Source organism: Mesorhizobium xinjiangense (assembly GCF_009749525.1).
GTDB lineage: Bacteria > Pseudomonadota > Alphaproteobacteria > Rhizobiales > Rhizobiaceae > Mangrovimarina > Mangrovimarina xinjiangensis.
In genome coordinates this window covers 1-21,230 of record NZ_WOAC01000028.1, presented here as the reverse complement: position 1 = coordinate 21,230, position 21,230 = coordinate 1, and the positions used below count along the sequence as shown (strand labels likewise).

The 21,230-nt window shown below is 60.9% G+C and carries 15 protein-coding genes and 2 pseudogenes; 12 read left to right on the top strand and 5 right to left on the bottom strand.

Going from position 1 to position 21,230, the window contains the following annotated elements:
• The first annotated feature begins 350 nt into the window (after nucleotides 1-350).
• The 7 genes from GM909_RS22610 to GM909_RS22580 are packed head-to-tail and all read left to right on the top strand — an operon-like array spanning nucleotide 351 to nucleotide 10,033.
• On the top strand, nucleotides 351-593 hold the full coding sequence (locus GM909_RS22610) for a helix-turn-helix domain-containing protein (RefSeq protein ID WP_157019477.1): 243 nt from the start codon (nucleotides 351-353) through the stop codon (nucleotides 591-593).
• Nucleotides 594-636: 43 nt separating this feature from the next.
• On the top strand, nucleotides 637-1,053 hold the full coding sequence (locus tag GM909_RS22605; protein WP_157019476.1) for a very short patch repair endonuclease: 417 nt from the start codon (nucleotides 637-639) through the stop codon (nucleotides 1,051-1,053).
• The gene (locus GM909_RS22600) at nucleotides 1,040-2,527 is read left to right on the top strand and encodes a DNA cytosine methyltransferase (RefSeq protein WP_157019475.1); all 1,488 of its coding nucleotides are present in this window, start codon (nucleotides 1,040-1,042) and stop codon (nucleotides 2,525-2,527) included. The genes GM909_RS22605 and GM909_RS22600 overlap by 14 nt, the downstream gene beginning before the upstream one ends.
• Before the next feature lie 5 nt (nucleotides 2,528-2,532).
• A complete protein-coding gene (locus GM909_RS22595) occupies nucleotides 2,533-4,056 on the top strand; it encodes an ATP-binding protein (protein ID WP_198174364.1) in 1,524 nt (507 codons plus the stop codon).
• Between the two features lie 4 nt (nucleotides 4,057-4,060).
• Entirely contained in the window at nucleotides 4,061-6,949 is a 2,889-nt protein-coding gene (locus tag GM909_RS22590; RefSeq protein WP_198174363.1) for a Z1 domain-containing protein, read from the top strand.
• Nucleotides 6,946-7,953, top strand: coding sequence for a PD-(D/E)XK motif protein (locus GM909_RS22585; RefSeq protein WP_157019473.1), 1,008 nt, complete (start codon nucleotides 6,946-6,948; stop codon nucleotides 7,951-7,953). The genes GM909_RS22590 and GM909_RS22585 overlap by 4 nt, the downstream gene beginning before the upstream one ends.
• Complete coding sequence (locus GM909_RS22580) at nucleotides 7,946-10,033, top strand: AIPR family protein (RefSeq protein ID WP_157019472.1); 2,088 nt, start codon at nucleotides 7,946-7,948, stop codon at nucleotides 10,031-10,033. The genes GM909_RS22585 and GM909_RS22580 overlap by 8 nt, the downstream gene beginning before the upstream one ends.
• Before the next feature lie 6 nt (nucleotides 10,034-10,039).
• On the opposite strand, the gene GM909_RS22575 is transcribed toward GM909_RS22580, so the two are convergent.
• On the bottom strand, nucleotides 10,040-11,218 hold the full coding sequence (locus GM909_RS22575; RefSeq protein ID WP_198174362.1) for a restriction endonuclease: 1,179 nt from the start codon (nucleotides 11,216-11,218) through the stop codon (nucleotides 10,040-10,042).
• An 84-nt stretch (nucleotides 11,219-11,302) separates the two neighbouring features.
• Between GM909_RS22575 and GM909_RS22570 the strand changes: the two genes are divergently transcribed.
• The gene (locus tag GM909_RS22570; protein WP_157019470.1) at nucleotides 11,303-11,944 is read left to right on the top strand and encodes a hypothetical protein; all 642 of its coding nucleotides are present in this window, start codon (nucleotides 11,303-11,305) and stop codon (nucleotides 11,942-11,944) included.
• A gap of 32 nt (nucleotides 11,945-11,976) precedes the next feature.
• On the opposite strand, the gene GM909_RS22565 is transcribed toward GM909_RS22570, so the two are convergent.
• From GM909_RS22565 to GM909_RS22555, 3 genes are all read right to left on the bottom strand, one after another.
• Entirely contained in the window at nucleotides 11,977-13,341 is a 1,365-nt protein-coding gene (locus GM909_RS22565) for a hypothetical protein (RefSeq protein WP_157019469.1), read from the bottom strand.
• Nucleotides 13,338-15,395 (bottom strand): ATP-binding protein, encoded by a 2,058-nt coding sequence (locus tag GM909_RS22560; RefSeq protein WP_198174361.1) that lies wholly within the window; start codon nucleotides 15,393-15,395, stop codon nucleotides 13,338-13,340. The genes GM909_RS22565 and GM909_RS22560 overlap by 4 nt, the downstream gene beginning before the upstream one ends.
• A 404-nt stretch (nucleotides 15,396-15,799) precedes the next feature.
• Nucleotides 15,800-17,449 carry a hypothetical protein gene (locus GM909_RS22555; protein ID WP_157019468.1) on the bottom strand — a complete coding sequence of 550 codons (1,650 nt, stop codon included), beginning with the start codon at nucleotides 17,447-17,449 and terminating at the stop codon, nucleotides 15,800-15,802.
• Nucleotides 17,450-17,982: 533 nt separating this feature from the next.
• Between GM909_RS22555 and GM909_RS22550 the strand changes: the two are divergent.
• Both GM909_RS22550 and GM909_RS26135 read left to right on the top strand, forming a co-directional pair.
• Nucleotides 17,983-18,738 (top strand): annotated as a pseudogene (locus GM909_RS22550) (ParB/RepB/Spo0J family partition protein); the annotation flags it as partial.
• Nucleotides 18,734-18,922, top strand: a pseudogene (locus GM909_RS26135) (CopG family transcriptional regulator); the annotation flags it as partial. The pseudogenes GM909_RS22550 and GM909_RS26135, both read left to right, overlap by 5 nt.
• Nucleotides 18,923-19,101: 179 nt before the next feature.
• Here the strand turns inward: GM909_RS26135 and GM909_RS22540 are convergent.
• On the bottom strand, nucleotides 19,102-19,596 hold the full coding sequence (locus GM909_RS22540) for a GNAT family N-acetyltransferase (RefSeq protein WP_157019467.1): 495 nt from the start codon (nucleotides 19,594-19,596) through the stop codon (nucleotides 19,102-19,104).
• Nucleotides 19,597-19,725: 129 nt separating this feature from the next.
• Between GM909_RS22540 and GM909_RS22535 the strand changes: the two genes are divergently transcribed.
• Together GM909_RS22535 and GM909_RS22530 are read left to right on the top strand one after the other, a co-directional pair.
• On the top strand, nucleotides 19,726-20,265 hold the full coding sequence (locus tag GM909_RS22535; protein ID WP_157019466.1) for a hypothetical protein: 540 nt from the start codon (nucleotides 19,726-19,728) through the stop codon (nucleotides 20,263-20,265).
• A complete protein-coding gene (locus GM909_RS22530) occupies nucleotides 20,262-20,879 on the top strand; it encodes a hypothetical protein (protein WP_157019465.1) in 618 nt (205 codons plus the stop codon). Before GM909_RS22535 ends, GM909_RS22530 begins: the two co-directional genes overlap by 4 nt.
• Nucleotides 20,880-21,230 lie beyond the last annotated feature (351 nt).

The following is a 21,230-nucleotide window of genomic DNA, read 5'->3' as shown; positions in this document are numbered from 1 at the left end:
ATGTCGCTGATAGAGAATGGAAGACCTTCGCCGGAGCGATGCGGCATTTGGGATGTCATAGCGTAGAAATGGGATGGTCCCGAAGGAACGCGAGGTTGGGCAATGGACAAGGACAAGATAGACGGATCCGCATTGATCATAAGCAAGAGCGACTCCCTGCTCCCTCACATTCTGGACTCAAGGTAAGCGTCGCTTCAGAACGATGTCGAAACGGAACGAAAAGCGAACTTTTTGCTTGATCGGGCTACGGCCAAGCCGTAGACAGATTGGCGGATTGGTCGCTTACGGAGAGCTGATGCTGTGGCGAAGCGGAACAGACACTATGGCGCGATCGCAGCCGGGCTCGCCTCATGATCGCGTCCACCAATGGAGCTACGGAGCGCCGTCGGGAGTATCCTCCGGTCGACGTCAAGGCCATCCGCGAGGCAAGCGGCATGACGCAGAAAGCCTTCGCCAATACCTATGGCTTTACCCTTGGGGCACTGCGCGACTGGGAGCAGGGGCGGAAGCGCCCAGAACGCACGGCTCGAATTCTGCTGCGCGTGATTGTCCAGGCGCCGGACACGGTTGCCCGCGCGGTGGCAGGGTCCTGACCATGGCTATCGTGCTCATAAACTCCGTGCGGGGCGTCTGACGATGGATGTCGTTTCGTCCGACCGCCGTTCGGCGATGATGGCTCGCATCCAGGGGCGCAACACGAAGCCGGAGATGGTCGTGCGCAAAATCGCACATCGCCTGGGCTATCGCTTCCGGCTGCATCGCCGCGATCTGCCTGGCTCGCCGGACCTGGTGTTTCCGGCACGAAAGAAGATAGTATTCGTTCACGGGTGTTTCTGGCATAGTCATGAAGGTTGCAGATTCGCATATAAGCCGAAGTCAAATATCGAGTTCTGGGAAAGTAAACTTCGAAAAAACGTGGAACGCGACATTCGTGTAAAGGGGGAGCTGGAATGCATGGGGTGGGATGTACTGATCGTATGGGAGTGTGAGACGGTCGACAACGACCTCGTGGTCGCGAAGCTGCGGGGGCACGTCGGCCATGACCACGACTGAGCAGCAGCAGATTCGCAGGGTTAAGGTCGAACGGCTGCGCGCTGGCGCCCAGCCGCGTGTCCTCGAAATCTGTTCGGGCGCCGGCGGTCTGTCACTCGGACTGCTCACGGCAGGGTTCGAGCTGACGGCGCATGTCGAGGTCGATCCCGAAGCGGCCGAAAGCTATGCACTGAATTTCGGACAGGACAAAGAGCTGGATAATCCCTGGTCGATCGCCCGGAACATGGAGCACTGCTCGGCAGAGGACCTCGTCCGTGATCTCGGCCTCAGCACGACTGCTTGCGGATCGTTCGACATTCTCGCGGCGGGGCTGCCCTGTCAGGCCTTTGCCCGGATCGGGCGATCCAAGCTGCGAGCCGTCGCCGGGGAGGACGACGCTTTCCAGAAGGATCCGCGTGCCGCGCTATATCGACGATTTCTGGAGTACGTTGCCGATACTCAGCCACTCGTCATCATCATCGAGAATGTTCCCGACATTCTGAATTTCGGCGGGCACAACGTCCCTGAAGAAATATGCGATACGCTCGAAGAGGCCGGTTACCGGACGGCATATACGATCCTCAATGCCGCCTATTACGGCGTGCCGCAGGTGCGCGAGCGCCTGTTTGTGGTGGCGATCGCCGACGTGCTCGGCTGTACGCCATCGTTTCCCGAGCCGACTCATTTTCTTGAGCTGCCCCGCGGCTACGAGGGCTCGCGGCGGGTTGCGCTCAAGCATGTCAATATGGAGAGCGGCCGGTTCCACGAGATCCACAAGCCGCGTCGACAGCTCCCGAACGCCGTCGGTGTCCGGGCGGCGCTGGGCGACCTTCCCAAGATCAAGGAGCATCTGACCGATCCGCGTGCGATCCGCAGGCGCCGGCTGGATGATGTCCTCGACTACCGAACGCCGAAGGGTGGGCTCTCAGGCTATGCAAAGCTGATGCGCAACTGGCCGGGCTTCGAGACCGTGGACGGAACCGGTGGCCATCTTGTCAGACTGACTCCCCGGGATTTTCCGATTTTCCGGCGTCTCCCGCACGGTGCAGACTATCCGCAGGCACGGCGGCTCGCCGAGGAGCTGTTCACCGATGCCGTGAAACGGAAAAGGCTGACCGACAGCGAATCTCCGGCTTGGCTGGAGCTGCGGCAGGCGATCGTGCCACCCTATGACCCGGAGAAATTCCCGAATAAATGGTGGAAAATGGACCCGCTGAAGCCATCGCGGACGCTGACCGCGCATATGGGCAAGGATACCTATTCCCACATCCACTATGACAGCTATCAAGCCCGCACCGTTTCGGTGCGCGAAGCGGCCCGGCTGCAATCGTTTCCGGATGGCTTTCGCTTTGCCGGCGCGATGAATGCCGCTTTCCGGCAGATCGGCAACGCGGTTCCGCCCCTGCTCGGGTTGGCGGTTGCGAAATCGCTGAAGCGGCAGATCGACGAGGCACTGGCGCCGGCCGAGGAGACCGACGGCCGGCAGGTTGCGTGATGTGCATGACGGGGGCGGAGGGCAGGCAGGATCTCTTCGATCATGCGCCACCGGCGGCCAGCGCTCTGCTCGAAGCGCTGCGCGGGCTCGGCTATTCGACCGAAGCCGCTATTGCGGATCTGATCGACAACAGCATTGCCGCGGGCGCCCGCAAGATCAGGATCGATTTCTTCTGGCAAGGGCCGGCTTCGATCGTCCGTATCATTGATGACGGACGCGGGATGGATGACCACACGCTGTTCGAAGCGATGCGCCCCGGTGGACGCCATCCCCTCCTTGTAAGAGATCCCGATGATCTTGGAAGGTTCGGCCTGGGCCTCAAGACCGCATCATTGTCTCAGGGGCGTGTGCTGGCGGTCGTCTCGCGCACCGCCGGCGGCTCGGAATCGCGGCGCAGCTGGGATCTGGACTATGTCGCACAGGCCGATGAGTGGCGGCTGCTGCGGAACATCCCGGCCGATGTACAGGAGCATGCGGCAATACCGGGCGCAGACTCCGGCACTGCGGTCGTGATCGGTCGACTGGACCGGCTGCTCGGCGAGGACATGCAGAGTGAGGCAGCCCGCACACGCTTTCGTTCAATCGCCCGGCGAGTCGAGCGTCACTTGGCCATGACGTTCCATAGATTTCTGGAAGGTCCACAGCCGCGTCTCGAAATCGCGATCGGAGGCGGTGACAAGGGCGCACGAATTGCGCCTTGGGATCCCTTTCTTCAGTGGCATCCGGCAACCACTCCGACGCCGGTGGAGCGGCTGACGCATCGGAGCGGCGAGATCGAGGTTCAGGGGTTCGTTCTGCCGCACCGGGACAAGATGACCGCCGATCAGGTCGAGGAAGCGGCGGGTCCGGACGGCTGGCTCGGGCATGAAGGCTTCTTCGTCTATCGCAATCGCCGGCTGCTCGTGGCCGGGGGCTGGCTTGGCTTGGGCCCGGGACGGCGCTGGACCCGGGACGATGTCCATAGGCTGGCCCGCCTGCGCCTGGATCTTCCGAACAGCGGCGACGGCGACTGGAAGGTCGACATCCGCAAGTCGACGGCGACGCCGCCATCAACGCTTCGTCCGCGGCTGCAGGGTCTTGCCGAACAGGTGCGGCGAGATGCCCGCGAAGTATTCGCGTGGCGGGGAGGACGCAGCACCAGGCAGCCGAGAGCGCCGATTGCGCGGGTCTGGAACACCGTCGAGACCGCGCGCGGGACCGTATACCGCATTGATCGCGCGCATCCGGCCGTCCAGCGCGCGCTCGATGCGACCGGCGCGAGTCGACGGCTTTCGGAAGAGATGCTGACGGTCATCGAAGCGGGGCTGCCCGTGCAGCGGATCTGGCTCGACGTTGCCGAGCAGGGCGACCTGCCGCCGTCGCCGGCCAGCATGCCAGCCGAGGAGGCAGCGGCGATGCAGTCACTCTACAGCCATATGAGGGAAGGACTGGGTCTGTCGGCCGCCGATGCCCGCCGCCGCCTTCTATCGATCGAACCTTTCGCAGGCTATCCCGCGGCGGTGGCCCGGCTTGCCGATGAGACAACATGAAGCCATGATTGATCAAGACGCCCAGGCACAACTCCTCGAACTCGCCCAGCTCAGACTGGCGCAGCGCAATGCTGCCGAGCCGCTGTCCCGCGAGGAAATCGCTCACACGGTCGATCAGCTGCTTGCTGCCTTTCCCGAGTGGCGGGAGCCCATCTCGCTTGAGACCGTGCTCGCGACGCTGGGCTCGCTCTTCAGCACGTTCGTTGGCGAGGAATCGGTTCTCCGCGCCCATGACAATCATATGCTGTGGCTCGACGGGCGGCGCGATCAGATCGGATGGCGCTTATGGGAGCGCTATCGCACCCATCTGATCCGCAAGCGCATGCCGCAGACCGCCATCAACGCGCTGGGACGCGTCACCGATCGCGCGCTGGAACTGCTCGGCGATCCGTCTGGTTCAGGGGCATTCAATCGTCGCGGCATGGTCGTCGGAGATGTCCAGTCGGGCAAGACCGGCAACTATACCGGGTTGGTCTGCAAGGCGGTGGATGCTGGCTACAAGGTGATCATCGTTCTCACGGGCATGAACAATAACTTGCGCAGCCAGACCCAGATTCGCCTCGATGAAGGCTTCATCGGCAAGATCAGCGTGCCGATGGATGAAGCGACGAGCCGCTTTGTGGGGGTCGGCGAGATCGACCCGTCGGTCATTGTCGACTGGGGCACCAACCGCACGGAAAAGGGCGACTTCAATCATCGGGCAATGTCCCAGTTCGGTATCCATCCCGGTGGGCGCCCGTTGCTGCTGGTCGTCAAAAAGAACGGCAGCGTGCTCAACGGCGTCCTCGAATGGATTCGGTCGACCGGAAATTCGAGCGATCAGCAGGGGCCGCGATTTGCCCACATGCCGCTGCTCGTGATCGATGACGAGGCGGATCAGGCTTCGATCGACACCAAGCAGCAAAGCTTCAATGGCGGGGTCGCCGACCCCGATCATCAGCCTTCGCGGATCAACGCGAGAATCCGCCAGATTCTCGGCCGGTTCGATCAGGTTTCGTATGTGGGCTATACGGCGACGCCCTTCGCCAATATCTTCATTCACCCGGACGCGGAAACCGGAAACGAGTTCCAGGATCTCTTTCCGCGAGACTTCATCATCAACATTCCGGCACCGGAAACCTATGTCGGGCCGAGCCGGCTCTTCGGCTCTGCGGTTGACGAGGAGACGGGCGAAGCTGAACCTGGCCTGCCCGCGCTGATCGAAGAAATTGACGACTATGCCGCGAGCACAGCCCGGCGCGAGACCAGGGGCTGGATGCCACCAGTTCACAAGACAGATCACATCCCTCTCTACGATGGCCGCGAGTGCGTTCCACCGACTCTCGAACGGGCGATTGAAAGCTTCGCGCTGGTGGTCGCGGCGCGTCGGGTCCGGGGCCAAAGCCGCCAGCACAACAGCATGCTGATCCATGTCACGCGCTGGAAGGCGGTTCAGCGCAGGGTGGTGCAGCAGATCCGTGAGGCGCTGGACGCACTCACGAATGCCGTCCGCTACGGCGGCTCCGAGGGAATGGGCCCTCTCAGGGAGCGCTGGGAGGCGGATTTTGCGCCCGTGACTGCTGAACTGGCATTGCCCGATTGCCCGCCGGTGGCATGGGAGGATGTCGAAGCGGCACTGCGCGCTACTGTGGAATCGATCCGAATCCGTGAAATCAACGGAAGCTCGGCCGATGTGCTCGACTACGAGCAGAACCGCGAAAACGGCCTGAACGTCATTGCAATCGGCGGCGACAAGCTGGCGCGTGGCCTTACACTCGAAGGCCTGTCAGTCAGCTATTTCCTGCGCGGCACCACGATGTACGACACGCTCATGCAGATGGGGCGATGGTTCGGCTACCGTCCGGGCTATCTCGACCTCTGCCGTTTGTTCACGACCGGCGACTTGGCTGAGTGGTACGAGCACATCGCGATCGCGAGCGAAGAACTTCGCCGGGAGTTCGATCGCATGGAAGCGATCCGGGCGCGGCCGATCGATTTCGGCCTGCGTGTCCGCAGTCATCCGACGCTGACTGTCACATCGCGCGCCAAGATGCGGCATGGCACTGAACTCAGAGTCTCCTTTGCAGGGGATGTTTCGGAAACCACGGTCTTCGCAACCGACGACCGGACTCTGCAGACAAACCTCACTGCGGCGACGGATCTGATTGAGCGGCTCCAGAGCTCCGGTACCGTCTATTGGGCCAATCCGGAACAGGCACGCGAGGGTGGACGGTCGCATAGATGGGATGGGTCTCATCTATGGTCCGGGGCACCGGCGGATGCGGTGCTCGGCTTTCTGGACCGGTTCAGCACGCACGAGGATGCGTCGCGCGCCAGCGCCAACGTCCTGGCACGCTACATCCGGCGCCAGGTCCAGCTCGGCGAGCTCAGCCGCTGGAACGTACTGCTGGTCGGCGGCGAAGGCCGTGACGAAGTGTCGATCGGCTCCATCCGAATGAACTCGGTGCTGCGGCAGCCCAAAGGTGGCTATGGCGAGACCCCGCCCTGGCTGACCATTGCGGCCGGTGATCGCTTCGTGATCCGCCGCCTCCTGAACCCACGCGACGAGGCGGTCGACGTAGAGGCGGCTGCCTATGCCGCCGCGATGACGGAAACGATCGCCAATCCGCCCAAGCGTCGCCGGGCCGATGATGAGCGCGCTCCGGCTCAACCGTCAGGGGTCTATCTGCGCCGTCAGCGGTCGCCGGAGACCGGGCTGTTACTGCTCTATCCGCTGTCGCGGCGTGCTCTGCTGGGGCCGGAGGACGCGCGGGTTGAGCACCCGTTTCTCGACGTTGCGGTCCCGCCGATCGGCATTGGGATCAGCTTCCCGGCGAGCAACCGGGCGCAGTCGGTGAGCTATGTTGTCAACAACATCTACGCTGCCGACGATGACGATGAGGGCGAGACATGACGGCGGTCTCCGAGGCCCTGACGGCACTGGAGGAGGAGGGGCGACGGGAACCGGGTTGGCATGTCCGCCGGGTTCATCCGGCTGCGCCCTGCGAGGTTCTCGCCGGTCTGCGTCAACCCGACGGCATCCCCGGGCTGCTACTTGAGGTGCCGGCCGATCAGGTTCCGCCCGATCTCGCGCTGCCGCGATCGAACGGGTTCGTTGTCGAGCCGGCGCTGCTCGGCGGCGGTCATGCCGGTGTCGTCCGCTTTTCGCTTGCGCTGACCGACCGCAGCTACGGGGCAGTCTTCACCGTGCTGTGCGAGGACGTCGCTGAAGCGGCAGCCAAGGCATCCACGCCGCGGGCAGCCCTGCGGAACTGGACGGGGCGCCTGCACATCTGGCAGGCGTTCATGGCCAAGCACGGCAGCAGCGGGCTTTCCGACGCCGCCGTAACCGGCCTTGTCGGCGAGCTGATATTCCTGCGGGAGGAGCTGGCAACCAGGGTCGGGCTTGGCGCCGCAATCGGGATGTGGGCGGGACCGCACGGCGAACCCAACGACTTTGCGCTCCCTGGCGGGTTCGTTGAGATCAAGGCGACAACGCGACAGGCGCCCGAATTGGTCGATATCTCCAATGCCGAGCAGCTCGACGAGGGGCGTGGCCGGATTCTTCTCGGCCATGTCCGGCTGCGTTTGGATGGTGACGGTGCCACGCTTCCGCAGCTCGCAGCGGATATCCGGCGCCGCCTCGCCGACGAGGCACCGCACCGGATCGCCGATTTCGATGGCCGGCTGCTCGCGGCAGGCTATCTGGTCACCCATGACGATCTCTATACCCGAGCCTATCGCCGTGATCGGCTCGATCTGTTCGATGTCACAGGCACGTTTCCAAGATTGACGCGATCCGAGCTTAGGGCCGGAATACGAACGTGCAGCTACACGATCGAGCTGTCGGCCTGCGCGCCCTTCGTCGTCGGGTCTGCCGTGCTCGACTCCATCGCGGAGGACAGCGCAGTTGGCTGAGGAAAGGGATCTGGCCACTTTCGCTGCGGCTCTAGCCGAGGACGTGCGCGACAGGGCGCTGGGGGACTCCGCCGGAGCTGAATTTACGGAGAACGCGTTCGCCGAGATAATTTCCGAACACCTCGCCGAGATCGGCATGCTCGACAATCCGATAGTATGCTTTCACCAGGGTCGCTTTGGCGCCGGCGGGGTTCGATTGAACGGCTATGCCGTCCCGGACGACGGTGAACGGTTGGACTTGATCGTCGCCCTGTTTGAAGGCGGCACGGATCAGCGAACCGTTCCGACAGCAGATATCGTGCGGATCGGCGGGCAGGCGGCCCGCGCGCTGCAGGCGGCGTTGCGGGGCGACCATGAGCAAATGGAGCGCGCGAGCGACGCCTATGCGATGATGCACCGGATTTCTGAGCTCCTTGAAGGCGGTGTCCGCGAGGCACGGGTGTTCGTTCTCACCGATGGTCTTTCAGCGGCTCGCGGTATCGAGCCACAGGCCGTCGGGAACGTCTCGGTCACGTTTGAGATCTATGACCTGCGGCGTCTCATGCGGACGATGGCGACAGGCCAGACGCGAGAGATCATCGAGATCGATCTGGGCCTGATGGGGTTACAGCCGATCCCCTGCGTGGCGATGCCCGCCTCAGACGGTGAATATGAATCCTATCTCGCCATCTTCCCAGGCGAAGCACTCTACCGGATGTACGAGGAGTTCGGCCCCCGCATCCTGGAATACAACGTCCGGGCATTCCTTCAGGCGACGGGCAAGGTCAACCGCGGTATCCGCGACACGCTCCGCGACGAGCCGCACCACTTCATGGCCTACAACAACGGCATCTCGGTGACGGTGGACGAGATCAGCACCGAAGCCGCAGCGGACGGATTGAAGATTACCGGATTTCGCGGGCTGCAGATCGTCAATGGCGGCCAGACCACCGCATCTATTCATCGGGCACGCAAACGCGAACGTCTCGACATCCCGCATATTCATGTCGCGGCGAAGATCACTCGCCTGCCGCCTGACAGCGTGGAGGAAATGGTCCCCAAGATATCGCGCTTCGCCAATACACAAAACGTCATCCAGGAGGCCGACTTCTCGGCCAATGAACCCTACCATATAGCAGTCGAGCGGCTGTCGAAGACGATCTGGGCGCCGGGTGAGCGCTCGCGCTGGTTCTACGAGCGCTCGCGCGGCCAGTACCGGACGGCGATGAATATCGAGGGCACGACACCGGCCCGCATGCGCGCGTTCCGGGACCGCACGCCACCAAGCCGGCGATTCTCGAAGACCGATCTGGCCCGCGCACTCAACAGCTGGAGCAGACTGCCGCATATTGTAAGCGGGGGTGCGCAGAAGAATTTCATCGCGTTCATGCGCAGCCTCCGTGAGCAGCGAGGAGCGTCGTGGGAGCCGGACGATGCCTATTTCCGCGACGCGGTCGCCCAGATCATCCTTTATGCTGCGGCACAGCGTATTGTCCGCCAGGAAGGTTTTCCAGCTTACCGCGCCAATATCACTTGCTATCTTGTCGCCTATCTGTCGCACCGCACCGGCGGCCGGTTGCGTCTCGATGAAATCTGGCGATCGCAGGGGATAAGCACGGGGCTGGAGGCCCTGCTGCGGGGCTGGTCGCGCAACGTTGATCGCCAGATTCAGGAGAGCTCGGCGGGACGGAACGTCACCGAATGGTGCAAGAAGGAGGGCTGCTGGATGGGGCTTCGCAACCTCGATCTGCCGGTGAGCGACCCGCTTCCGCCCGAATGGGGAAGCGCCTCAGCGATATCCGGCGGAACCGAGCCAGGACCGGTCTCAAAAGACACCCATGCTGCTGCGGCAACCTGCATGCGGCTGCCGGCGGAGACATGGTTCGCGATGCATCTGTGGGGTCGGCGCACCGGGTCGCTTGCCGAATGGCAGACGGGCATCGCGCACACGCTCAGCAGCTATGCAAGCGGAGGGTGGACCAAATCACCGACGCACAAGCAGGCAACGCACGGCGTCAGGATTCTCGAGATCGCCAGGGAGAAGGGATTCGATCCCTTTTCGCCCACCGATGTCGCACGAATGCAGACGGATGACGGCTGAACGGGATCAAAGGTCCGGGGGAAATTCCTCGCTCAGCCAGGAGGAGACCGCCTCGGCGCTGCCGCGACCACTCGCCCGGAGCAGCGCAATGATATCAGCCGCGGCGATCACGATCACCGGATGCTGATCTTCCTTGATTTCGCGATAGGCCTGCAGATCCAGCCACGTTGTCGTAACCAGGATTCCGAACTGTCGATGCCGCAGCCGCGAAATCAACCGGGACATGTCGCGGACTCCGACCGAACCCGGCGGTGAGTAGCACTTCGCCTCAAGTGCGAAGTCGACAAGGATGGATCCAGGACCGCTACCGATACGCAACTGGCCTACGGCATCTCGGCCGCCGTCGCGGGATGGCCGGGTGACGTCGAGCGAGGCAATGTCGGGGATCATGAGTCGGGCAATCGCGGCAGCGCAATGTTCGAAGGTATGTGGCCTGCCCTGGAAATGATGCCGGACCGCATGGATCATCGCCTCGCCGTCGGCATCGGCGGGCATCTGCTCCTGGCGGCTGCGATATTCGATCGACCGCGTGGCGGTCAGCGGCTTGCGCCGTCCGCTGTTCTGCCATGTTAGCCAAGCCGCCGGAGCATGCGCGTCGTCGCGTGCGCCGGCGACGATACTCTCGATCCACGCGCGCGAAATGACGGCCGCATCGAGGACGGTGAACCGGGCCCGGTAATTCTGAAATCGACGATTGCCGGCGGTGCGCCAGATCGCGACCAGGTCTTCGGAAAGCGAGAGGTCTGATGCACCGGGCACTGCCAGCCCGAGAAAGATGGCATCACGCCAGCCACCCGAACGGGCGAAGAGGAAGATCGGGGGGACGCGTTGCCGGGCCTCCACACCACCATGAGCCTCCTCAAAAATGCGCTGCAGCAGCTGGTTTCCGCGCCGGCCGGTATCGTGGAGCCCGCGGCCTGGGCTCTTGTTATCGCCGTAGTAGGTGAAGACGCCGGTCTCGCGGTCGAGCGCATCAGGCCAATCTGGGTCACTGAAGCTGGAGGTCAGCAGCAGCATCTCCAGTCGCCCCGCGATGTCACCCCGGTAACGGAACCCGCCCTGATTGCTCATACTGAGCAGGCGTGGAAAGGGGTCGTCGCCGGCATTGCCGTTACGACTGCCTTGATAGACGGCGTCCACATGAAGATCTGTGGTAGAAAGCTGTTCGACGGCAATGATTTGCAAGAGCATCTCCTTGGGAATCGGCCGAACCGATCAATCCTCATTACCGGACTTTCCGGTCTTCCTTGGACGGCGTAGCATTGCAGCATGTTCAAACATATCAGGTTCGACGTTCAAATAGAGCGCACGGTTTCTGCTGAAGGTCTCCGGTGGCCGATCGGCGCGGAGGTCGAATCCGACAGCGGCCTTGGCTGCAACCGCGAATATTGTGATCTTCGCGGTGTTTCGTGGACCGATGCGCGGCAGATCCATGCCTTCGAACTGGGGATGATTCGGCAAATCGAGACGAGGGTAGTACCCGACGAAGATTATGCGTCGCTCGAAGAGGAACTGGAGTCAGCCGACGAGGCTGGACTGCTGATGGGCCTCGATATTGGTGTCGCTTCCACGGTCGCCGCGCTCTCTGCAGCCCGGTGCATTCCCGTCACCAGCTGCAACGGCGGGGCGTTCGGGATACCGCACCACGAGGTCCATCCGCTCGTCGTATTCTGCGCAAGATCGCAGCATTTGGAGCTGCTTGTTCAGGGAGCCGAGAAGGCAAGCGTCGGACTGGTCAGCAATGCGTCGGGGTATCTCGTAGTTTACGCCGACGACATCAGAAAAATGTCCGCCTTCGCTCTCGCGCTGATCGAAATGCGCACTGATTTCCGGCAGCTGCGCTTCCGCGCATCCGGCAAAACGGGAGCCGGTGAGGGCTCCGAATCCAGCCAGCTGAAGCTGTTTGATTAGCGGCGGCAACATGGCCGGGCATGCAATTGACGTCAATCGAACGTTATGATGCCGGGTCTTGCCGAATAGCCGCTCATCTGTGACGCGATCTGGCTCATCAGCGGCTCCCGCACACGGTACAGAACTGTTGCTCCCACCATTTCTGCGTCAGAAAGCGACGTCGTCCAGTGCCAGTCGATGATCAGGCGGCGATTGGTTGGCACCCCGCCGCCGTTCGGTGGTATTGCAAAGCATGGCGTCGTCGAGATCGCGCCGTGATTGTGGAAGCGAAGACCGAGGCCTTTTTCCTTCATTGTCCCAGGCACTTCGAGTGCGAGCACGACCGGCCGCATGACACCCTTGGCCTGAGCCTGATCGCAGATGGCGCGCATGCCGACGAACACCCAGCGGCAATCCCGCGCGACTTCTGCCATATCGGGAAGGGAAGGTTTGTTCTGTCCTTTCGACTGGCTGGAGAGGAAATCCGCCGCAATATCCTGCATCGTGCGCTGTGTTCTCGCGGCCATCTTCTCGGCCGCGCCATCAGGGAGCATGAAGACCACGCCGCGATCGCCCGCCTCCATCGGGCCCGAACCGGCGCGGGCGATATGACTGAGCGCATTGAGGTGTGAACCATGCGCCGGTCCAGGTGTTGGCACGTCCGGTGCGAGCGTGATCGCATCGGTCCACAGCTGGACCTCGCCATCAGCCGGCAGCTGATGCATGAGGCGATCGAAGAGGATCGGCACCAGTGCCTCGTTGACCGCGGCGCGGCGGTCCGCCGCGACATTTCCGCCCCCCACCGCGCTGCGCGCGATATGGGTTAGGACGCCGTGGAGGGCTGGGCCGTATCGCGCTGCGAATCTGTCCTCGCGAGAAAAAAGGTCCAGCAACGAGCAGATGACGTCTCCCGCGGCACGGCGTGCGGACGTTTCCCATTGCATGAGCGCCCGGATCTGCGGCTGATCGGCGATTACCGACATAATCTGCTCGCGAAGGCTCGCACCGCTGTCCTTTGCAGCGCCATCAGGTGTGAAGTTCTCCTTTTGCAGAAAGCCGGTCACAGCGGGCGGCGGGATCTCCGCGACATGGGCGGCTAAATGCGCCATCAGCCCATCATGCTTGTCGGCCTTGCTGCTCCAGGTGATCAGCACATAGGGGCCATTGTCAGTCGCCAGGACCTTGCACAGGATGGTGGCTGCAGCTTCGAACATCGCGACATCGTTGGTCACGGCCTTGAGGTAGTTGATGTCGAAGAACACCATGCGCACGCCACTGAGCGGCGCGCGAATATCGACCTTCGTTCCTTCAACCAGAACCGGCAGGCAGGCGATATCAAGTTGCCGCAGCGCCTGCACGATCGTGGCGAGTTCCTTCGGATCGTCGTCAACGGCGATCACCGAGGGAGGATGGATCATTTGATCATCTCCCCGAACTGCATGGCGACCACCGCACCATCTACCCAGGCAGGCAGCTCAAGATCCTCGCGATCGGGGAAGAGCAGTGAGCCACTGGCCAGCGACATCGCGAGCGAGGAATAATAGAGGCCGAGGCCCATGCCGTCCGGGCGTCGAGTGAAGAAGGGCTTGGTGACAATCTCCGGCAGATCCTGAAATCCCGGGCCGTTGTCCGCGACGATCAGGGCCGGACCACCCGGAAGATCGTCGGTCAAAGCGATATGGATTCGCCGTACCTGCGGCTCCTCCGGCCCCTGGTCAGGCCAGCGGACACGGAGCCAGTAAATGGCATTGTCGACGAGATTGACGAGCACATTCTGGAGCAGCGCCGATGAACCCGGAATTCTGATTCTGGGCATCCCTTCCGGCAGATCATACGTGACCTTTACTTGGTGCCGTCTATAGCGTCGGACGTTGATCTCAGCGTTACTTTGCACGAGTTCGCGGATGTCGACACCGTCTCGTGCCTTCTCTCTGAGTAGGCCGCCAACGCTTTCGATGAGGCCCATCAGGCCCCGGGACTGCTGCTCGAGGAGTTCGGGAGAAGCCTTGCTGCGGACGGCCTCGTGGATCGAGCGAACGCCCTTCTCGACCTCGTGAATAACGATTGCGAGATTGAGACCAGACATACCCGCACGCAGGAGCATATCACGCATCTCAACGTATTCTTTCTCGACGCGGTCCACCAGGGGAAGAATTGTTCTGGCATCCGCCGTCCCGGCGACCGCCTCCCTGAGACGCCGCAGCGGCGTCTCGACCAGAATTTCATCTTTGTCGGACGCGTCTTCAAGTAGACGTTTTAGGCGATCCTTGTCCAACGCACGTTCCACCTCGAAGCGGTGGATGACGGCAGTCACGATCCCCCGAAACCGTTTAAAAGTCTCGGTTTCGTCAAAGCCTTCGCGGTTGGTTTTTTCCCGGAGTCCGGTGCTTGTCTCCAGGTTCAGATCGATAGCGCCAATGACGATATTGCGGCTCAGGCGCTGAGATGGTCGGTTGACGCGTCGTAGGTCTAGATGCAGCCAGTCGTCGCCGGGTTCACCATAGTTGTAGACGCGCACGCCGTCGCGATAGACGCGAACACCGCCCTGCTGATCGAGGAACTGCTTCACGAGCGAGTTCTGAGGAAGCAGCGTCAGTATCTTGCGGTCGCGGTCATAGGCTACAAACTGGCCGCTGATCGGACCAATGCCATCCAGCGTCCGAACATCCGCTACTGGAGACGACCTGTCCCCGGACTCCCTTTCGAGAAGGAGTGGATCGCTCTCGCCTGAGAGACGTCGCCCCTCAAGTCTGCGCCCGATCGGTGATCTGAATTCATACGACCAGCTCAAGGTGCCGTCGAATCTGAACTCGAAATGCCAGGGCGCCAGCTGGACCAGAGCATCAACATCGGGCATGCCAACAAGCCATTCGGGATGCTCGGGAATGCTCAGCTCGGCGGAGAAGCCGTCTGAAGAATCGAAGGGCGAGCTAATCGCTGTGATCGATCGGTACAATTGACGGGCCTCGCCGCGCCGCCACTGTCGGTTTCGCAGCTTGCGGATCGAAATCAGAGTGCCGTGCGGCTTCCGACCATTCTCCTCCGTGAAGAATTCGGCCTCGCGCGTGTGGACAGTGACACTCGTCTGATCAAGATACCGGACGCTGGTCAGTTCATCCCAGTCGAGCACCACTTGGTGTTCAACTTTCTCCCCTCTGGGCCGGGTGAGGAGCTCTATCCGGCGCCCGAGTTTGTGGACCGCGAACCGGCCGACCCCTTTCTCGCCGAGCGGCAGACGGTTAAACAGCTTTGTACGTCGTTTTTCCAGTCGCTGGATCTCGCGATGGTCGCTGGCGGGTTCAAGCCAGATCGAAGTGATGGTCTCCAGATCCATTCCGTCGCCGGTATCGATGACGTCGATCGTCGGATCGTCGCTATCTACGCTGGCAAGTGTCACCGTGACCAATCCCGCATCAGCGTCATAAGCATTCTTGACGAGCTCGAATATTGCGAGCTGGTCGGTGCCGATCAACTGATCTCCAAGAAGCGCAAGTATGCGCGCCCTGGCGCGAAACGGGGCGACGACCGGCTCAGTCAAGCGCACCAGCCCCCGTGTGACCGCGCACCTGGAGCACACGGACGTAGGTAAGCACGCAAATGAGCCGTAGGGCCGCAGCCAGCTAATCGACAGCCGGGGAGCCTCTGGAGTGAGAAGACGGTCTTGCGCGGGCCCAGCTGACTCGAGGTGCCGGCTGCTCTAGCCGCACCGAGACACATTTGGTGCGCAAAGACTTGCAGCCGCATGCGGAAAGTCAAAACGGAATCCATGAGCAACCCCTCGTCAAAAGGGTGGTGCTCCTTCCGATCCAGCGTTCCTCTGTTTCGGCCACCCATGGCAGGCTTCCTAGCATGTTTTTCAAGCCACCCGCCAGAACTCTAGGATAATCGAACTTCCACTGTCAGCCCTGGTAGTTCATGCACATCGATGGAAGTCGTTCGGCGCCTAGACTTGCTCCCGCGGCGGCTTCGAGCCAGCACCTCGAGAATATCTGTTTCCGGGTTGTTCCGATATCTTTGAACCAACCGCGGCCAGCTCTCCCAATGCGCACGAAGATCATAACCAGTCTCACCGCTGAAGAGTGCAGCGTGCCGTGCAAGCACAAGTAGGATTGGAGGTGCCGAACCCGAAGGGCCGAGGCCCAAGGCGGTGGAGATTTCTCCTGAAGAACGTCCGTCAATCCATTCGAAAACGCGGCTTACCCACTCGTTAGCCTTCAGTAAATTCACGCGCCGGCTGTTTCGCTCTGCGAGAGAGCGCCCATGAATGTCGGGCCATTTCAACTGTACTAAGCCAAGCCGGCCTGTCTTATTATCGAGCAAGACGGCATCGATATCGGTTAACTCTGTGCCGTCCTTTCGTCTGATGCGGAAACCTCGATCAGGGATTGTGTATCTTGGTGGAGCAAACAGCTCTTGAAGGTTCTCTCTAAATACCTCCTCCCGCCCACCCACCGCCCTGTCCCAATCTCGACGGAACGTTCGACGGAGATGCCAGGTCAAGCCCGCGCTTGCATTCATCACACCACCAAATATTGGCAGCAGCACGAAGTGCCTGCCGAAGTCGACATAGTAGGGTAGCGGCAACTCATGATCGCGCTCGCAGATGGCCGCCGTGTCCGCATTTAACGACAGGCCGGCAATGATCTGTTCCGACCATTCGGCCGTTTCTCCAGACTGCTGCCAAACCGCCGCGATGTCGTCTTTACGGGCAAACACTGTGAGCAAGTTGCGAAGTCCGAGGCCCTGTGTCTTTGCCTTTAGTCGCGTAGCGCAGGCGATGTGGTGCAACACACGGCCATATGCTGATATCGAGGATCCATTCCAGTCCGCGAATGAACGTCCTCCGAGAAGTGCACTGCCCGGAAGCGCGTCAGCCTCTGCCGTTCCGGCACTATAGATTTCTGCAAAATCGTTATGATAGGCCATCACTTCCTCATCGGGGTCGTACCGCAGAAACCACCCATCATGCACGCTTGCATAGCGGTCTATCTTGGCGGCTACTTCGGCCTTTTGGGCCGCCATTCGAGTCTCGATCGCTGAGAACCGCTGACGTGCCAAGTCGCTTAGCCACGCGCCGGCTTTACGTTCCTCGACATCGTCGTCGTCGAAAGCCATCTCCAATACCAAGTGATTGTCCGAGACGAATGTGGCTTCAGCCAGTCCATATTGCTCCGCGGCTGCAAGTCTTTGGACGACGGCAAGCCGCCCACAGTTCATGAGATGTTGATCGGCCACAGAGCTGAACTGTGGTGACGTCGGCCCCCACGGCACGCCGCCAGAATCCTGCTGCAGCTTTTCCAAAAATGGCTGCAGAGCGGAAGCGGCCCCTAAGAGGATTAGATGTCGAGCACCGTCGCTGCGCACGAGCTGCGCACGATTGGGGGCCATCGTGAATGCAAACGACGCCTCATCCAGGCCGCGCACGAGCTCTATGAGGAATTGACGTTCGTATCCTCTCCAGTTCGCCGCTGTACGCGCCAGATATTCTGTTCGGATTGAGACGATCGTCTTCTCAGCGCGATGCATAGTCGCCTTCCACTGCATGTGCCTGCCCAGGTAAGCTCTGTTGGCGGGCGATGGGCACATCGACCGGATTGACCACTGCCTGTCGCGGGGTGAATGAACTTGAAAATCGCATCGAAAGTAGTTCGCGCCCTGTCACTGTTGCCAACTGATTCCCCCAGAAAAACTTTGCCCGAGTTCGTCATAGCGGCATCGGCCGCCGAGATCATCAGCAACACTTTCGAGTGTTTGGTTCTAGGACTTCTGACGGGTCAACAGTTTCCCCAACCGGTTCTTCGCCCGGCTCCCGCTTCGCTTGTGCCAGGCCGGGTTTGCTAAGGGCTCTGCCCTCGCGCGGCGCAAGGCGGCCGGGACGGTCTCCCCGACCTTCCGCGCGGGCGCTTGAATCCGCACTTTCGTAAAGCCTGACATCCGCTTGTGCAGGCCGGGTGATCCCCCTCCGTCCCGGCCGCCTTGCACCTTGCTACCCCGGTCTCGCCGACGGGCAGGGTTGCAGCGCAGCGCTGCGCTGCAACCCTGCCCATAGGAGAAAGGCCATGACGACCAAAGCGAAGACCGAAATCATTGTCGAGAACGGGGCGGAGATTCTCGTACCGCTGAATAAGCTGAAGAAGTCGCCGCGCAACGCGCGGAAGACGGCGCACAGCGAGGCGACCATCGAAGCGCTGGCGGCGAGCATCCACGCGAAGGGAATGCTGCAGAATCTTGTGGTGGAGCCGGAGCGTGATGCGGAAGGCGAGCCAACCGGCTTCTACTTCGTCACCGTTGGCGAAGGCCGCAGGCTTGCGCAGTTGCTTCGCGCGAAGCGGAAGCAGATCAAGAAGACCGAGGCGATCCGCTGTGTTCTCGACACAGCCAACGATCCGCGCGAGATCAGCCTGGACGAGAACGTCACCCGCGAAGCGATGCATCCCGCCGACCAGTTCGAGGCGTTCCGTGAGCTTACGGAAAATCGCGGTTGGGGAGCGGAGGAAATCGCAGCCCGCTTCGGCGTCACCCCGCATGTGGTGACGCAGCGGCTTCGCCTTGGGGCGGTGAGCCCGAACCTGTTGCAGGTCTATCGCGAGGGCGGCTTGACCCTCGACCAGTTGATGGCCTTCGCCATCACCGAGGACCGCGCTCGGCAGGAGCAGGTTTACGAGAACCTGTCCTATAACTGTGAGCCCTACGTCATCCGCCGCGAGTTGACGCGGATGAATGTGCCGGCCACGGATCGCAGCGCGATCTTCATCGGCTCGGAAGCCTACACGGAAGCCGGTGGCGTTATCATCCGCGACCTGTTCACGGAGGATCTGGCTCACCGTGACTCCGCCGCTGCCTGAGAGCGCCCAGCCTGGAGCGCGGGCCAAGGGAGCAGAACGCTTCGAGGGCTTCTTGCAATCGCTTGGCCGGCGGCTGGCCACGGGTGACCGGTTTCTGAAGGAGCTATCCCGTGACGTCGATCCAAGGTATGCGGCTACCACTGAAGCGGATTGAGCCATTCAGCTACGCGTCGTGAGACGACCCATTCCTAACCTTCATCTGCTAGATGTAGTTGTTTAGTACCGCCAATTTGAGCACGTCAGCCGTAACCTATGCGCGACAGGTCCCGTAGAAGCAGCGAGATGAGGCCGAATACCGTGACGCCGCCCCTGCCTTCAGCGACCAACCGCTTATCACTGTCGTGCCGGTCGGACATAGAGATTGACTTGGTCTTTCACCTTGTTTGAAGGCCACGAGTTACCGACTTGCGTGAACCCGTGACTTTCGAACAGTCGGCGCGATCCAACATTCATGGACTGGATAGTTGCAAACAGACCTTTCCCTTTAACGACCGCGAATGTGGCTAAGATCAAGACGTCGGCGAGGCGTGCCCGGCGATGGTTCTTGTCGACATGCAGGTAACCGACCTCGCCAAGGTATTCGGTGTCAGGAAGTGCAACTCCCGCACGGTCTTCGAGAGTTCGTTGATAGGGCCGGTTGTTCTTGATCGCATTCACCCCAACGAGCTCGCCGCCGAGATACAGGAAGGCCAGATAGTGCGCGCCCGCGATGCGAGCCGATAGACCATCCTTCTGAACCTGTGGGTCTTTCAAAACCAGTTCCTTGAACGCCTCGCGCTGCCTTCCAGTGAATGCGCTCGCCGATCTTACTGTCAGTTCAACGGTCATCTTAAGCTGCCTCCCATGATGGGTGTATTGCCGAGTGCCGGGTTGCCCCAAATTGAATCACTATGTGTCGACGGTGACTGTAACCTCTCGACGTCCTATTGTTCTTCCATCAGGGCAGGGGAGCGTGCGATGACAATCATCACCTCGATAGTAGACTGGTTTGATTTGACGAGGGGGATCGCTGTTGCTGGGTTGCTGCTCGCAGTCTTCAACACTTTACACAATTATCGACGCGACAGAAGGCAGGAACTTCGCCGACATCCCCGCCTACTACCCTCTCTAGTCAATGGCTTCTACCGCAGCGATGAGGCCTCACAAGGTCGAATATACGCGTTGCACGTCACAGTTAGGAACCCGAGCGATACCAACAATTCCATATCGGAGGCGGAGCTCACCATTCGATATAAGAATGCCGAGCACGCGGATATTACAGTTCGGATCCCTGCGAACTCACAGAAAGTCGAGCAGCTTGTCGCTACTAAAGATGACATATTGCGGATACCGATCCAGATTCAGGCACACAACACTGTGTCTGGATGGCTTTACTTCTTCGTCTCATTTGCCCTCATAGAGGGCGTTTTGATCGAGGGCTACGACCTCATTCTCGTGGATACCCACGGCGACGTCAGCCGGGTTGCTCCCAATGTGATGCAGGAGTTCCGGGGATGAAATGGCCTTTTAAGAAAGGTGGTAGATTCTACCTCAGAAGTCCTGCGGAAGGGGTGCCAGTCCCAATTGCCGGAGATGCCGCCGTCGCTACGGTAGGAATCGCTGATGGAAAGCTTGTTCCGCTTCTGATTCTCGACGTGGCCAATCGCCCAGATTTGGCTGAGGCCATTCGTGTCCATCAGAATTTCGAAGCCGGCGATGTTGTCGTCCAATGGGGCGCAATGCCAGATAGTCAAGACAAAGTAGCCTTGTTCTTGCGCTTTCTCCGGCCGACAGTGCTAAATGCGGTGATTGAGTTTGACATCGTGAAACAAGGAATCCTAGTCGAGCACATCCTGATGGCCGGTGCTATGTATATCCAGGCAGGTAAGCCCGGGGACAGACTCGTGCACAATCCAAACTTGCCTAAAATGATCGTTCAAATTGCTGAGACCGGATATCGGCCGTATTGGGATAAGCTGTTTTTGAAGGCGATCGCACGTCACTTGCGGGCTCAGGGACATAGCCGCGCTGACGCGAAGCGTGTGGCCCAGAACTATATCCGCGAGCTAAGGGACATGTCGGACTTCAGAATGCTAGACCGAAGGACGCGAGTTGCGCCGAAATCAAGTTGAAAGACGAAGGCACGGTATGGTGTATCGCCATGAGGAATCTGCTCTTGTTGCGATCAGACCGCGTTAGTGGTCGGCGCGAAAGGTAAGTGTCCACCCTTTTTGAGATATTCGAATCCGCCGTTTGGGTTTTTGGCCGTACGAAAAGCGCGGCGTAGCTAGGAGTCAGCCCGCCGATTGCCGCCTTCTCTTCGCCATGGCCGCACGCACCTAGATACTTGTTGAATCGGCCCCAGATCCGGTTCTTTTAATCGTCCCCGTCCGGGGAGAGAGGTGGACCCGTCTGATGAGACAGTTTGGCGGCTTGGCTAAGGTGGATCGGGTTCGTTTTACGCCGCCAGTCGCTCCGTCGTT

What these genes read in the sequence shown, in the direction of transcription:
- GM909_RS22610 (WP_157019477.1), top strand. Translation starts at nt 351, where the DNA reads ATGATCGCGTCCACCAATGGAGCTACGGAGCGCCGTCGGGAGTATCCT.
- GM909_RS22605 (WP_157019476.1), top strand. Translation starts at nt 637, where the DNA reads ATGGATGTCGTTTCGTCCGACCGCCGTTCGGCGATGATGGCTCGCATC.
- GM909_RS22600 (WP_157019475.1), top strand. Translation starts at nt 1,040, where the DNA reads ATGACCACGACTGAGCAGCAGCAGATTCGCAGGGTTAAGGTCGAACGG.
- GM909_RS22595 (WP_198174364.1), top strand. Translation starts at nt 2,533, where the DNA reads ATGACGGGGGCGGAGGGCAGGCAGGATCTCTTCGATCATGCGCCACCG.
- GM909_RS22590 (WP_198174363.1), top strand. Translation starts at nt 4,061, where the DNA reads ATGATTGATCAAGACGCCCAGGCACAACTCCTCGAACTCGCCCAGCTC.
- GM909_RS22585 (WP_157019473.1), top strand. Translation starts at nt 6,946, where the DNA reads ATGACGGCGGTCTCCGAGGCCCTGACGGCACTGGAGGAGGAGGGGCGA.
- GM909_RS22570 (WP_157019470.1), top strand. Translation starts at nt 11,303, where the DNA reads ATGTTCAAACATATCAGGTTCGACGTTCAAATAGAGCGCACGGTTTCT.
- GM909_RS22565 (WP_157019469.1), bottom strand. Translation starts at nt 13,341, where the DNA reads ATGATCCATCCTCCCTCGGTGATCGCCGTTGACGACGATCCGAAGGAA.
- GM909_RS22555 (WP_157019468.1), bottom strand. Translation starts at nt 17,449, where the DNA reads ATGCATCGCGCTGAGAAGACGATCGTCTCAATCCGAACAGAATATCTG.
- GM909_RS22540 (WP_157019467.1), bottom strand. Translation starts at nt 19,596, where the DNA reads ATGACCGTTGAACTGACAGTAAGATCGGCGAGCGCATTCACTGGAAGG.
- GM909_RS22535 (WP_157019466.1), top strand. Translation starts at nt 19,726, where the DNA reads ATGACAATCATCACCTCGATAGTAGACTGGTTTGATTTGACGAGGGGG.
- GM909_RS22530 (WP_157019465.1), top strand. Translation starts at nt 20,262, where the DNA reads ATGAAATGGCCTTTTAAGAAAGGTGGTAGATTCTACCTCAGAAGTCCT.